Origin of the sequence: Pseudofulvibacter geojedonensis (assembly GCF_042675745.1) — a bacterium.
Classification (GTDB): Bacteria; Bacteroidota; Bacteroidia; order Flavobacteriales; family Flavobacteriaceae; genus Pseudofulvibacter; species Pseudofulvibacter geojedonensis.
Window position 1 is genome coordinate 31,457 of sequence record NZ_JBHTJM010000011.1, and the last position, 14,650, is coordinate 46,106.

At 31.4% G+C, this 14,650-nt stretch carries 13 protein-coding genes; 7 read left to right on the forward strand and 6 right to left on the reverse strand.

The features are described 5' to 3' along the window. Positions 1-46 precede the first annotated feature (46 nt). Together ACFQ1O_RS13910 and ACFQ1O_RS13915 are read left to right on the forward strand one after the other, a co-directional pair. Positions 47-586 (forward strand): dihydrofolate reductase family protein, encoded by a 540-nt coding sequence (locus ACFQ1O_RS13910; RefSeq protein ID WP_377716941.1) that lies wholly within the window; start codon positions 47-49, stop codon positions 584-586. A gap of 153 nt (positions 587-739) precedes the next feature. Beyond that, complete coding sequence (locus ACFQ1O_RS13915) at positions 740-1,021, forward strand: hypothetical protein (protein ID WP_377716943.1); 282 nt, start codon at positions 740-742, stop codon at positions 1,019-1,021. A 52-nt stretch (positions 1,022-1,073) separates the two neighbouring features. On the opposite strand, the gene katG is transcribed toward ACFQ1O_RS13915, so the two are convergent. Both katG and folK read right to left on the reverse strand, forming a co-directional pair. Beyond that, the gene (gene katG, locus ACFQ1O_RS13920) at positions 1,074-3,269 is read right to left on the reverse strand and encodes a catalase/peroxidase HPI (protein WP_377716945.1); all 2,196 of its coding nucleotides are present in this window, start codon (positions 3,267-3,269) and stop codon (positions 1,074-1,076) included. Positions 3,270-3,360: 91 nt separating this feature from the next. After that, complete coding sequence (folK, locus tag ACFQ1O_RS13925; RefSeq protein ID WP_377716947.1) at positions 3,361-4,488, reverse strand: 2-amino-4-hydroxy-6-hydroxymethyldihydropteridine diphosphokinase; 1,128 nt, start codon at positions 4,486-4,488, stop codon at positions 3,361-3,363. A gap of 92 nt (positions 4,489-4,580) precedes the next feature. Here folK and sppA point away from each other — a divergent pair, with 92 nt between their 5' ends. Together sppA and ACFQ1O_RS13935 are read left to right on the forward strand one after the other, a co-directional pair. Beyond that, a complete protein-coding gene (sppA, locus tag ACFQ1O_RS13930; protein WP_377716949.1) occupies positions 4,581-6,356 on the forward strand; it encodes a signal peptide peptidase SppA in 1,776 nt (591 codons plus the stop codon). Positions 6,357-6,423: 67 nt separating this feature from the next. Next, on the forward strand, positions 6,424-6,630 hold the full coding sequence (locus tag ACFQ1O_RS13935) for a hypothetical protein (protein ID WP_377716951.1): 207 nt from the start codon (positions 6,424-6,426) through the stop codon (positions 6,628-6,630). Positions 6,631-6,643: 13 nt separating this feature from the next. Here ACFQ1O_RS13935 and ACFQ1O_RS13940 read toward each other — a convergent pair whose 3' ends face one another. After that, positions 6,644-6,994, reverse strand: a complete 351-nt coding sequence (locus ACFQ1O_RS13940; RefSeq protein WP_377716953.1) for a hypothetical protein — start codon at positions 6,992-6,994, stop codon at positions 6,644-6,646. A 25-nt stretch (positions 6,995-7,019) separates the two neighbouring features. Then, complete coding sequence (locus tag ACFQ1O_RS13945; RefSeq protein ID WP_377716955.1) at positions 7,020-7,442, reverse strand: lipocalin-like domain-containing protein; 423 nt, start codon at positions 7,440-7,442, stop codon at positions 7,020-7,022. Positions 7,443-7,519: 77 nt separating this feature from the next. Here ACFQ1O_RS13945 and ACFQ1O_RS13950 point away from each other — a divergent pair, with 77 nt between their 5' ends. Together ACFQ1O_RS13950 and ACFQ1O_RS13955 are read left to right on the forward strand one after the other, a co-directional pair. Continuing rightward, positions 7,520-8,227 (forward strand): queuosine precursor transporter, encoded by a 708-nt coding sequence (locus tag ACFQ1O_RS13950; RefSeq protein WP_377716956.1) that lies wholly within the window; start codon positions 7,520-7,522, stop codon positions 8,225-8,227. Positions 8,228-8,372: 145 nt separating this feature from the next. After that, the gene (locus ACFQ1O_RS13955) at positions 8,373-11,015 is read left to right on the forward strand and encodes an AsmA-like C-terminal region-containing protein (protein ID WP_377716958.1); all 2,643 of its coding nucleotides are present in this window, start codon (positions 8,373-8,375) and stop codon (positions 11,013-11,015) included. Between the two features lie 15 nt (positions 11,016-11,030). Here ACFQ1O_RS13955 and ACFQ1O_RS13960 read toward each other — a convergent pair whose 3' ends face one another. Both ACFQ1O_RS13960 and ACFQ1O_RS13965 read right to left on the reverse strand, forming a co-directional pair. After that, positions 11,031-11,906 (reverse strand): DUF4238 domain-containing protein, encoded by an 876-nt coding sequence (locus ACFQ1O_RS13960; protein WP_377716960.1) that lies wholly within the window; start codon positions 11,904-11,906, stop codon positions 11,031-11,033. Positions 11,907-11,942: 36 nt separating this feature from the next. After that, entirely contained in the window at positions 11,943-12,737 is a 795-nt protein-coding gene (locus tag ACFQ1O_RS13965; protein ID WP_377716962.1) for a DUF2797 domain-containing protein, read from the reverse strand. A gap of 43 nt (positions 12,738-12,780) precedes the next feature. Between ACFQ1O_RS13965 and ACFQ1O_RS13970 the strand changes: the two genes are divergently transcribed. Beyond that, positions 12,781-14,304 carry a GH3 auxin-responsive promoter family protein gene (locus ACFQ1O_RS13970; protein WP_377716964.1) on the forward strand — a complete coding sequence of 508 codons (1,524 nt, stop codon included), beginning with the start codon at positions 12,781-12,783 and terminating at the stop codon, positions 14,302-14,304. The last annotated feature ends 346 nt before the right edge of the window (positions 14,305-14,650 follow it).

Here is a 14,650-nt window from a genome sequence, read left to right on the forward strand (position 1 = left end):
TTATATTTATTTTTATAACATAATAAGTACATGTCATCAACAAATTATGAACCATAAAAACATAGTATACATAGGAAGAAGTTTAGATGGCTATATTGCTGATAAAAACGGAGAGTTAGATTGGTTAGATTTAATCCCGAATCCAGACAATATAGAAATGGGATACTCTGACTTAATGGATGAAGTTGATGCAATAGTCATGGGTAGAACTACCTTTGAAACAGTTCTTGGATTTGATATCGATTGGCCCTACCAAAAACATGTTTTTGTTTTAAGCAATTCTATTAAGGAAATTCCAGACAACCTAAACGAGAAAGTAACCATCTTAAATGGGAAACTAAACGAAATTCTGAAATCTATACATGAAAAAGGGTATCATAATTTATATATAGACGGAGGAAGAACCATTCAGAATTTTTTAAAGGAAGATTTAATAGACGAATTAATTATAACAACCATTCCTATTTTATTAGGAGGTGGTTTCCCTTTATTTGGAGAGTTAGACAACCCTCTAGAGTTTGAACACATAGAATCAAAAGTATTCTTAAATCAGTTAGTTCAGGATAAATATCGAAGAAAAAAATGATTAATAGATTAAATGATCAATCTATTTTTTCGACACTACGGAAACATTTTATCAAAAAAACAAACGACTGAAAAACAAACACTTAACACGTATTTCTCTTGAATATTTCGTATCTTTTTATTCTAGACTAGAACTATAAAAGTATTGAATATTATGAAAAATAAGATTACCATTCTTAACCTCTTGAATATTTTATCTAAGGACAATTCAAACATATCTTGGAAAATTAGATGTCTTTATAGTAATGGATTAGACACAACTATCAATCAAATAGAATTGTCTACCAATAAAAGTAACAATCTAATGGGCAAATTAGTATATCAAGTAGAAACAGGAAACGTTTCTTTACTTTCTTTTAGATCTCTTAAAAAAAGAGATTCTTTAACAATTACAGATGCTCTAACAGATATAATTTACTACTTCAAAAAAAATTAAAAAGTCATCTTTTCATTAACTAAATAATAAAAAGATGACAATATTATAAACGTTATTCTAAATCGAATCTATCTAGGTTCATCACTTTAGCCCAAGCAGCAACAAAATCGTTTACAAAACGCTCTTCTCCATCATCTGCTCCATAAACTTCACAAACGGCCCTTAACTCTGTATTAGAACCAAATATTAAATCTGCTCTTGTTCCGTAAAATTTCATTGCTCCAGTAGCTCGATCTCTACCAATAAACTCATTATCTTCTGAATTTGCTGCTTTCCAGGTTAGAGAAAAATCTAAAACATTACTAAAAAAATCATTGGTTAGGTGTCCAACATTTTCTGTAAACACTCCATGCTTAGATCCATTATAATTGGCCCCTAAAACTCTTAGTCCACCAACTAAAACCGTCATTTCTGGAATAGACAGTGTTAATAAATTAGCTTTATCTACCAATAAATCTTCAGCAGCTACATTAAGTTTCGAATTCTGATAATTTCTAAATCCATCAGCCAATGGTTCCATATGACTGAACGATTCTAAATCTGTTTGCTCCTGAGTAGCATCTCCCCTTCCTTGTGAGAAAGAAACATTTACATGATATCCAGTTTTTCTAGCAGCTTCTTCAATTCCTGCATTTCCTGCTAATACAATTAAATCGGCCATAGAAATTGTTTCACTAAACTCTTTTTGAATGCTTTCCAATACATTTAAAACTTTATTCAACTCTTCTGGATTATTCACTTCCCAGCTGCGCTGTGGCTCTAAACATATTCTTGCTCCATTGGCTCCTCCACGCTTATCTGAACCTCTAAAAGTAGAAGCAGAAGCCCAAGCAGTTTTAACCATTTCTGAAATAGACAATTCAGAATCTAAAATCATTTTCTTTAAAGAATTAATATCAGTCTCGCTTAAAGTATAATTTACTTTTGGCACCGGATCTTGCCAAATTAATTCTTCTGAAGGCACTTCTGGCCCTAAATAACGATCAATAGGTCCCATATCTCTGTGGGTTAACTTAAACCAAGCGCGTGCAAATGCATCTTCAAAGGCAGCATGATCTTTATGAAAACGTTCTGAAATCTCTCGATAGGTAGGATCCATTTTTAAGGCCATATCTGCAGTAGACATCATTAAAGCTTGTTTTCCGTTTGGATCTCCAGCCTTAGGTGCCATTCTAGCATTAGAAGCAGCCGTAGGCGTCCATTGATGCGCTCCTGCTGGACTTTTAGTTAATTCCCAATCATAATTTAACAATACATCAAAATAATCATGGTCCCATTGAGTAGGATTTGGAGTCCACGCTCCCTCTAGACCACTCGTAATTGTATCATCTAATACTCCAGTCCCAAAAGAGTTTTTCCAGCCTGTACTCATTTCTTCAATAGAAGCTCCATGTGGTTCAACCCCCACATACTTATCAGGATCTGCAGCACCATGGGCTTTACCAAATGTATGCCCACCCGCTACTAAAGCTACTGTTTCCTCATCATTCATTGCCATTCTACCAAAAGTAATCTTAATATCATGAGCCGATTTTAATGGATCAGGTTCTCCGTTTGGACCTTCAGGGTTTACATAAATCAATCCCATATGCACTGCTCCTAAATGACCTTCTAACTCACCATCTCCAGTATCGTATCTATCATCATTACCTAACCACTGATTTTCACTACCCCAATAAATATCTTGTTCTGATTCCCATACATCCTCTCGTCCGCCAGCAAAACCAAAAGTTTTAAACCCCATAGACTCTAGTGCACAGTTCCCTGCTAAAATCATTAAATCTGCCCATGAAATTTTATTTCCATATTTCTTTTTAATGGGCCATAATAATAATCGTGCCTTGTCTAAATTCCCATTATCTGGCCAACTATTTAATGGTGCAAAACGATGGGTTCCAGATCCAGCTCCCCCTCTACCATCACCCACACGATAAGTTCCAGCACTATGCCAAGCCATTCGTATCATTAGCCCTCCATAATGACCATAATCTGCAGGCCACCAGTCTTGAGAATCTGTCATTAAATTAACTAAATCTTGCTTTAATGAATTATAATCCAAGCTATTAAAAGCTTCTTTATAATTAAACCCTTTACCCATTGGGTCATTTTTTAAAGCATTTTGACGAAGAATATTTAACTTTAATTCATTGGGCCACCAGTCTCTATTGGAGGTTCCTCCTCCGGCTGGCTTTTTTTGTATACTAAGAAAGGGGCATTTGTTTTGTTCGTTAGCTGATAAGTTTTTCATTTGTATTGATTTTGTTTAGCGTTTCTTTCAAATTTACAACAAAATCATTGTTTTTAATAATCTAAAAAACTTATTACCAAATAGATACAATTTATCCTAACAATTGAATCAACACTTTTAAGTAATCTTCTCTACTCTTTACAAAATCTAAATCAGATACATCTATTACCTTAACATTTAATTTGGGTTGAGATTTCATAAACTCAACATAACCTTTGTTTAGCTTTTCTAAATATTCTGGCTGTATGTTTTGCTCATATTCTCTACCTCTCTTTTTTATATTTTGTAATAATCTTTCCGTATTTTGATATAAATACACATACAAATCGGGTTGTTGCATGTCTTTATAAATCACATTAAAAAACTTACGATACAAGCCAAATTCATCTTCTGGTAAAGTTACTTTAGCAAAGGTTAATGATTTAGAGATATGGTAATCTGACACCATAAAATCGGCAAATAAATCGTATTGAGCAATATCATCAGAAAGTTGCTGATATCTATCTGCCAAAAAACTCATTTCTAGCGGAAAAGCAAAACGTTGCTGATCTTCATAAAATTTTGGCAAAAAAGCATTATCTGCAAAACGTTCTAAAATTAATTTGGCTTTAAAATCTTGAGAAATCATTGTTGCCAAAGATGTTTTACCACAACCTATATTTCCTTCTATAGCAATAAAGTTATATTTACTAAGATTAAAATCATTTGGCGGATTGTTTAAACACTCACTTAGTTTTATTGGTAGATCCGTATCTAAACAAGCTTCTTTCAGTGCTAATACAGTTTTCTCTGTAACAGGGTGTTTGAATTCTTTAGCTATATCTGCCAAAGGAGTTAACACAAAATTACGCTTATCTATATCTTTATGCGGAATTGAAAGCTTATTAGTCCTTACTACCTTATCATTAATAAATAAAATATCGATATCGATTACTCGAGCTTGATACCCAGATGTAGTTTTTTCTTTTCTACCTAACTCAATTTCTATTTGTTGAAACTTAATAAGTAATTCTTCAGGAGATAAGAAACTTGTAATCTCTATACAACAATTTAAAAAATCATCACTTTCAAATCCCCACGATGGTGTTTCATAAACTGGTGAAACCTGAATAACATTTCCTACTTGTTCAAATATTTTATCTACTGCCAATTGCAGGTTTTGCAATCGGTTTCCTTGGTTGGTTCCTAAAGAAAGAAATATTTTTTGTAACAAATTCAAAAAACGACAGACTTACAGTTTAACAAAATTGAGTAGCTCACAAAACTACCATTTTTTAACGTATAAATTTTTTAAACTTAAATAAAAAACAAATGAATTTTTTGAAAAGAGTTTTAGCAACTATTGTAGGAATATTTGTATTTATAGGGCTTTGCTTTGTAATGCTTATGATTATCGGAGCTATTGCAGGTGGAGGAAGTGACGATAAAGTGAAAATAAAAGAAAATACGGTTTTAGAATTAAATTTAGACCAAGCTATTCCTGATTACAAGCCTAAATCTGAAGAAGATAAAATCTTTAACGAGCTATTTGGAAAAGAAGGCCATAATGATTTATTCGATATTATTTCAGCTATAGAGTATGCATCTAAAGATGAAAACATTAAGGGTATCAGTATAAAAAACTTAAACTTACAAGCTGGTATGGCTCAAACTAAAGCCTTACGTGATGCTTTAAAAGAATTTAAAAACACTGGTAAATTTATTGTTGCCTATGGAGATATTATTAGCCAAAAAGCATATTATTTAAATTCTGTTGCTGATTCTATTTACTTAAATCCTGTGGGAGCTTTAGACTTTAAAGGATTATCGTCTGAGATACTATATTATAAAGACTTTCAAGAAAAGTACGGTCTAAAAATGGAAGTTATCAGACATGGTAAATATAAAAGTGCTGTAGAACCTTATTTAGCTCAAGAAATGAGTGAAGCTAACAGAGAGCAAATTTCTGTTTTCTTAAACTCTATTTGGTCTAATATGAAAAATGAAATTAGTGAAAGCAGAGGAGTTTCTGTAGCTCAATTAGATACTATTGCCGACAACTTATTAACCCGTACAGCTACAAAAGCGGCAGATAGCAAATTAATAGATAAAGTTGCTTATGTAGATGAATTTAATGATGCTATTAAAAATAGATTAGGTGTTGAAGAAGATAAAGATGTAGAAACTGTTAGCATATATAAATACGCTAAATATGCTGCAGGAAAAATACGTAGCAAAAAAGCAAAAATTAAAGATAAGATTGCTGTTATATATGCACAAGGTCAAATTATGTATGGTGAAGGTGATGAGAAAACGATTGGACAAGGTTCTATAAACAAAGCTTTAAAAGATGCGCGTGAAGACGAAAAAATTAAAGCCGTTGTTTTACGTGTTAACTCTCCAGGGGGGTCTGCACTGGCTAGTGAATTAATTTGGAGAGAAATTGAGCGTACAAAAGCTGTTAAGCCTGTTATTGTTTCTATGGGTAACTTAGCTGCTTCTGGAGGATATTACATTGCTTGTAATGCTGATAAAATTATTGCAGAACCAAGTACTATTACTGGTAGTATAGGTGTATTTGGAACCTTACCTAATGCTCATGAATTTATGAATAACATAGGTATCAATGCAGAAAGTGTTCAAACTAACAAAAATGCTATAACTTACAGTTTCTTCGAACCGTTATCTCAAGAACAACACGATGTAATTAAAGAAGGGGTAGTAGATATTTACAACTTATTTGTTAAACGAGTGGCAGATGGTAGAAAGATGACTCCTGAAGCTGTAAACGAAATAGCACAAGGTAGAGTTTGGACTGGTTCTGATGCTTTGAACATTGGTTTAGTAGACGAAATAGGAGGACTAGACATCGCTTTAAAATATGCTGCTGAAGCTGCAGAATTAGAAGATTATAAAGTTAAAGAGTTACCTCATTATGAAAAAGATTTCGAAAAAATGCTATCTGGTTTTGGATTTGTTCAAACAAAAGAAAGCTTATTAAAAGAAGAGTTGGGTGCTCGTAATTACGAAATCATGCAAAAAATGAAGAATATTACTAAGATGGAAGGAGCGCAAATGTTACTACCATACGATTTAAATATTCAGTAATAAAAATTTATACAAACATTATAAGCGTCTACTACACTTACCTTAGTAGGCGTTTTTTTTTATAAAAATGAAAATTAACACTCATAAACCTACTGTAATTTGGATTCTAATTATTATAGGTATTGCTGCCTTATTATACAGAACAATTGGCTGGCTTTTTAACTTAGAATTACCCTATTCAGAAACAGCTAAGCAAATTACTCGAACAGCAGGTTTTCTGTATATATTCTATATGATTGTAACCGAATTTAAAAATAAGAAAGCCGCTAAATAGCGGCTTTCTTATTTTATTTTTTGGCTTGCTCTTTTATCATTTTAATTTCCTCTTCCATTTTTCTTATTCTGAATTTATCTTGATAATGAAAAACTACATGCCCCAGTAAGCACACAAATACGTATCCTAAAAAAAAATACAATACTAAAGTAAGGTAATCTGTACCTGCTCTTTCCATAATACTTTTTCTATTTTGGTGTGTTCCATAATGACTAGAACCAGAATACATAGGACATAAAAACGAAAATGCGACTCCAAAAAGCAATGCCTTTACAAAGTTTCTTTTTAAAAAACCAGTACTCTCTTTTATTCTATCTATCTTAAGATTTAATACGTATATTTTTCTTTCTTGTAGCTCTGTCATTTATCTATATTTTACAACCTTACTTTTACTGGCGAGCATACGTACTCACTTCTGTTTGAGCAGGGTCTGTATAAGTTTCTGTAACTGTAAAGGTATTATTATTATTAGAAAATGATAGAGTAACTTGATTAGTTTCTCCTGAATTTGTGATTGCATAAACACCACTAGAAATCCTAGACCAAGTTCCACTTGTTAACTCATCTAACACACAATCATTACCACTTTCAACAAGGTTTTCGCTAGTATATTCGCCATTTGAACTAAATATTAAATCTTCTTCTAAGTCACATCCTAATTCAGAGGCATTAAGTGGAGTTCCATCTACAGATTGAGCTGTTAAACGCCAATTACCTATAATTGGGTCTTGTGAGCTACCAGATGAGTCATCACTAGAACATGATAATAATGTAGCTGTAGCTACAAATAGAGTAAAAATTCCTTTTTTCATTTTTTAATATTTAAAGTTGTTTAACTAGTTACAATTTTAATCATTTCTTACCAAAAAAATAAATTATCTTTATTCTTATGAATTCAAAAAAGCAAAGACAAGCATATACTATCTACCTTTATTTAGGAGCACTTTTTATTACCTCTTTGGTTGTCTGCAATCTTATTTTTCAGAAATTTTTTGCGTTTAAACCTTTTCCTATTACCATCTTTGGAGAAGAATTATTCGAACTTTCTGTCGGTTTACTGCCCTACCCAATAACTTTTTTAATTACCGATATTGTTTCTGAAATTTATGGGAAACAAAAAGCTAACAATCTTGTAAAAGCTGGTTTATTTGCTTCTGTCTTCTCTTTATTAATAGTATTTATAAGTCAGTCTGTTAATGCCGTATCATGGTCTCCAGTTAACAATGAAACTTTTAATAAAGTTTTTGGGAACGCTACCATAGCAGTATTTGCATCTATGCTAGCTTATTTATTTGCCCAATTTATAGATGTACACTTATATCATTTCTGGAAAAAACTAACCAAAGGGAAACATCTTTGGTTGCGTAATAACTTTTCTACTTTTAGTTCTCAATTAATAGACACTCTCGTTATTTTACTCTTACTATGCAATGCCGATATCATTGCTTGGGAACGTTTCTGGGGATTGCTAATTAGCGGATTTCTTTTTAAAATAATGGTTGCTATACTAGATACTCCTTTACTATACATATCTACTTACTTATTTAGAAAATATTTTGGTCTAGAATTTGGCGAAGAATTAACATTAGACAACTGATTTTAAGCTATTTTTGTAACTACAGAGTTGTCATATAAAATTTGTTTTAAGACCTCATCAAATAAATCAAGTAACGCTTTTGATTAAACTCGCTAGAGTTGCTAGTCAATTCAAACTAACAGTATAAAATAACTATTTTCAATTCATGAAAAAAGCTTTTAAAATATTCGGAATCTTATTTCTACTTCTCATTATCACTGCTGTAGCTGCTCCTATTGTATTTAAAGATAAATTTGCTGGCATGATTAAAACCTTAATCAATAAACAAATTAACGCCCAAGTAGATTTTGACGATGTTGATATTAGTTTAATTAATAATTTTCCTAAAGCCAGTTTACAAATTGAAGGGTTGAGCATTACTAACTTTGAACCTTTTAAAGGTGACACCTTATTTTATGCCAAAGAAATAGGTTTAACCATGCCGTTATCTGGTTTAACAAAGACAGCAGAAGATGCTATTACTATAAACGCTTTTACTATTGATGAAGCTTTGGTTAATATTATTTCTAATAAGAATGGAATTACTAATTACGATATAGCCAAAAAGAAAGAAAACAAACAACCTACTAAAACAGAAGATACTAACGCAAAAGGTTTTGCTTTTACTGTAGAAGAATATGCTATTAATAACAGTACTGTTAATTATATAGATGAATCCTCTAATTTAAAGTTAGCTTTAGCAAATTTAAATCATAAGGGAGCAGGAGATCTATCTGCTGCTAAAACTACACTCAACACCCTAACAGACGGCACTATATCTTTAAATAAAGGAGTTAGTAATTATTTAGACAACCATTCACTTTCATTAGAAGCCGATTTAGACATTGACCAAGAAACTGGTAAAATTAGTTTTTTAGAAAATACGTTTAAACTAAACCAGCTGGCTTTAAAATTCAATGGTTTTGTAAAAAACACTGAAGAGACCGAAGTAGATATTAAATTTAACACTCCTACTTCTGATTTTAAAAACTTTATTGCTGTTTTACCTAAGCAGTACTCAAAAAACATTAATAGCATAAAAACAAACGGAAGTTTTGCTATTAATGGTGATGTAAAAGGAAAGATTACAGAAACTACTATTCCTAATTTTAATATTCAAGTAAACTCTAAAAACGCCTCTTTTAAATATCCTGATTTACCTAAAAAGGTAGAAAATATTAACCTAATTGCCGCCATTAGCAATACTACAGGCAATATAAACGACACCTTTTTAGATCTTGAAAAGCTTTCTTTACAAATAGATCAAGATGTATTTCATGCACAAGGAAAGATAACTAATTTACCTTCAGACAACAGGTATGTAAGTGCTAAACTAGATGGTACTTTAAATTTAGCTAACTTGTCTCAAGCTTATCCGGTTGTTCTAGAAAACGATTTAAAGGGAATTGTAAAAGCTAATTTACAAACCGCTTTTTCACAAAAAGCTATAGAAGACAACCAATATGAAAAAATTAAGAATAATGGTAATTTTAGTGTATCTGGATTTGAATTCGCATCTAAAGATATTGTAAACCCAATTAATATTTCAGAAGCTAAAGTTGATTTTACGCCTAGTTCTGTTAACCTAGAAAAGTTCGATGCCACTAGCGGCAGTAGCGATTTTAAAGCCAACGGAACCATAGATAATTTGTTTGGATTCTTGTTTAGCGATAAAAAATTAAAAGGAGATTTTAAAGTGAACTCTCAATTATTTAAAGTTGATGATTTTATGGTTGATAATACAGAAGATGGTAATGATTCTGAAAACACTCAGAAAAAATCTGAAAAAGGAGAAGGTTTAAAGATACCTGCGTTTTTAGATGCTAAAATTACCGCTAATGCTAAAAAGGTAATTTATGACAACCTAACACTTAACAACCTAAAAGGAGACTTAGTAATTAAAGACGAAACAGCCTCTTTACAGAATTTAACTACAGATATGTTTGATGGCAGAATGGCTATAGATGGAAACATATCTACCAAAAACGAAACTCCAACCTTTGCTTTAGACTTAGGTATCGATAAGTTCGATATTAGTAAATCGTTTAAAGGAATGGATTTGTTAACTAGTTTAGCTCCTATTGCAAAAATGGTTCAAGGAAAATTAAATACCAATTTAAAGTTATCGGGTAATTTAAATAAGGAGTTTTCTCCAGACTTAAACTCATTAACTGGTAATGCCTTGGCAGAAATTTTAACAACCAAAGTTGTTCCTGAAAACTCTAAAGCGTTGAATTTATTAAACGATAAATTACCTTTTATAGATTTAGATAAATTGGATTTAAAAAACTTAAAATCTGCTCTTAGTTTTAAAGAAGGCAAAGTAAACATTAGTCCGTTCGATGTAAAGTACGATGATATTACTATTACAATAGCGGGTGGCCATGGTTTTGATAATAGTTTAGGGTATACAGCTACTTTTGATGTTCCTGCTAAATATTTTGGTAATGAGGTAAGTGGTTTATTATCTAAATTAAACGAAGAAGATATTAAAGATGTAAAAGTACCTGTAACTGCTAACATTAATGGTTCTTTTAGCCAACCAAGCGTTAAAACCGATTTAAAAAACTCTGTTAGCAATTTAACCAAACAATTGGTACAGATTCAAAAAGATAAATTATTAGGTCAAGGTACAGATGCTGTTAAGGATGTTCTAGGTGGCTTGTTAGGAGGAGGAAACAACAACCAAGAAACCGATTCTACTAGTAATAGCTCAGATAGTAACAATGGAGCCGTTAAAGACCTGGCCAACGATGTAATTGGTGGTTTGTTTGGCAAAAAGAAAAAAGATAGTACGGAGAAAAAGTAAACTAAAAACTATTATTTATAGAAGTTCATCTTTTCTAAGCTTTTCTATAAAATCATTCAGGTACTCCTCGTTTTCACAACCAACCTGTTTAAACGACAACTTCAATATAGCATAGTTAACATCAAATATAAACTTGCTATCATTATTATTGAGTTGTATAAAACGACTTGGTTTATTTGATAGTTTTTTAGATTCTATTTTCAATAAGACTTTACTAGAAAGAGGAATATCTATTATTGCTATTTCTTCAATATTAGGGTTAAAATATTCATTTATTTTTCTTCTTTGAACGAAAGATGATTTGTCTCCGATTAAAAAATAATCATCACTAGTTATTTGTAATATATCAAATCTAATGTCTCCCATCTTATCAAACACACTTTCAACAAAATCTTTATATGAAGTTAAGTTAGAATAGTTAACTTTTCCCAATTCTTCTTTTAGGAGCTTCAACTCACACTTTAAATCTGGGGCTGCAATTGGCATTAATTCTTCAAAAAAAGGTTTGAAAATTGTATTGTCTGTATTTTTTTTATCTATTGGGTGCCTTAAATATCCAGCGATACCATATTTAGCTATATAAACAACACTATCCTCTATCTCCTCTAAATTAGCATGATTACTATTAATTATAGATTTAATTATATTAAAGTGCTTTAAAAAATCATTTTCGAAATTTAGGTTAAGCTCTTTTTCCAGAGTTCCATGGTCTATAACACCATTTTCAATTTTAGAATTACAATCTTTTTCCCTAAAAATAGATTTTGGAGCCATTCTACTAAAATGATTATCACATTCTTTATCATAAAGAAAAATTCTATTCAAATCATCATTGTAAAAATTCTTAATTTGACATTCGGATACAAAATGGTGCTTTCTTGGTATACTCATCTTTTAACTATACTCTATCTTTAATCAAAGGTATTACTAATTCACACTCAAACTAACCACCACTCCTTCGTTATTACGAACATTAAAAACAGTTTGATCTTCAAAAATTAAGTATTGCCCTTTTATACCTTTTAACACTCCTGTATATTCAGGGGTTTTAGTAAGGTTTAAACTCTTTAACTTAACTGGATATTGCTCTACCGGAAAATTTAGCACGTATTCTTTTTCTTGTGCCAAAGTATATTCTTTAATCTCTTCTGGCAAATAACCAATCAGTTCTTCTTTTTTAGCCATTAAATCTTCATCAGGAACTTCGTTCTTCAGCATAGCTCTCCAATTAGTTTTATCGGCTACATAATTTTTCAAAGCTACCTCTGCAATACCTGCTAAATAACGATTCGGTACTTCTACAATAGGTAGGGCTTTACTCGCTCCTTGATCTATCCATCTAGTAGGCACTTGCTTCTTTCTAGTTACCCCTACCTTAATGTTACTGCTTAATGCTAAATATACAATATGTGGTTGCAACTGAGCTTGCTTTTCAAATTCTAAATCTCTATCCTCAATGCCTAAATGAGCAGTAGATTTTTCTGGATGCATAATCCATTCACCAGCCTGTGGAGCATCATAAAAACACGACTTACAAAAGCCTTGCCTATATAATTGTTTGTCTTTTGCACAACTCATACATTGATACTTTTCAAAAGAAATAGTGATCGATTTGTTAAGTAACTGATTCATATTCAATACATCATTATTAAAATCTAGATAGTATTGTACTGTATCTTGTAAACCGGTTTGCATTTTCTTTAGTACACCTTGGTATTGCATATTGAGATTTTTCTGTTATTTTTATGCTAAAGATAAATTATTTATGCCAATTCCGTTAGTTAATTCTGTTGTCTCTTGGTTTTTAAAAAAGAGAATTCACCAAATAGAATTCTTTATTAAATACCCAAACGAAGTACAACACGAGTTATTATTTGGATTGTTACAAAGAGCTAAACATACAGAAATTGGCAAGCAGTACGATTTTGCTTCTATTAAAACATACGAGGAGTTTGCCAACAGATTACCCATTGTAAATTACGAAGATGTAGAACCTTTAATAGAGAAAAACAGACAAGGTAAGCAAAGTATTATTTGGGATTCTCCTATAAAAATGTTTGCAAAATCTAGCGGAACCACCAATGCTAAAAGTAAATTTATTCCTGTTAGCGAAGATTCTTTAGAAGATTGTCATTACAAAGCCAGTAAAGATTTATTGTGTTTGTACTTAAACAACAACGAAGACTCTAAACTATTTACAGGAAAAGGGTTACGCCTAGGCGGCAGTAAAGAATTGTATAAAAATAACGGAACTTCTTTTGGAGACTTATCGGCTATACTTATAGACAACATGCCTTTTTGGGCAGAGTTTAGTTCTACCCCTAGCAGTAAAGTTTCTTTAATGGACAACTGGGAAGTAAAAATGCAAGCCATTGTAGAAGAAACCATAAAAGAAGACGTTACCAGTTTGGCTGGTGTGCCTTCTTGGATGTTGGTTCTACTTAACAAAACCTTAGAAACAACCAACAAAAAAAACTTATTAGAAGTTTGGCCTAATTTAGAAGTATACTTTCATGGTGGTGTAAGCTTTAATCCTTACAGAGATCAATATAAAAGCTTACTACCGAGTAATTCTTTTAAATACTACGAAATTTATAATGCTTCAGAAGGCTTTTTTGCAATTCAAGATCAAAATAACTCTAGTGAATTATTGCTAATGCTTGACTATGGTATTTTTTATGAATTCATACCTATGGATACTTATGGCACAATAAATCAAAAAGTTATTCCACTAGATGCTGTAGAATTGAATAAAAATTATGCTGTTATTATTACTACTAATGGTGGATTATGGCGTTATAAAATAGGTGATACTGTTCGTTTCACATCTATTAGTCCGTACAGAATTAAAGTATCAGGCAGAACAAAGCATTATATTAATGCTTTTGGTGAAGAATTAATTATTGAAAATACAGATGAAGCATTAAAAATAGCTTGCCAGAAAACCGACAGTGAGATCATAGATTATACTGCTGCACCAATTTTTATGAATGGTAAAGAAAAAGGAGCTCATGAATGGATTATAGAGTTTAAAAAACAGCCAAATAATATAAACCAATTTACAGAGCTATTAGATAATGCCTTAAAATCTTTAAATTCTGATTATGAAGCCAAGCGTTTAAACAATATGACCTTAAACCCACCTACTTTACACATAGCTAAACCTAAATTATTTTATAATTGGCTTAAAAGTAACAACAAACTTGGTGGTCAAAATAAAATCCCTAGGCTTTCTAACTCACGAGAATTTCTTGAAACACTATTAAAAAGCAACAACTTTAACGATTAACGGTAAAATTATTCCGCTAAAAGGTGCATTTCGTCGAAAAAACACCTTTAGATAGATTTTTACTAAGTTTAAACAGTATTGATCTAAAAAATACAAAATAACCAAACATCAATTAATTTTACTACACTTTACACAATAATTAGACGTAAAAACTAAAAAATCATCATTTGTTAATTTTAATTTCTTTTGAAACACACAAGTTAAGTTCTGACTTTCAGTTTGTTAACATTTGTTTTTAAACTATTTTAGCCCTCCCAAAACTACCTACTTATACAATTAACGTAAAGACTTATTAGGGTTTATAACACCCGAACTGTTTAGTGATAACAAATTTAAGTTAGATTAT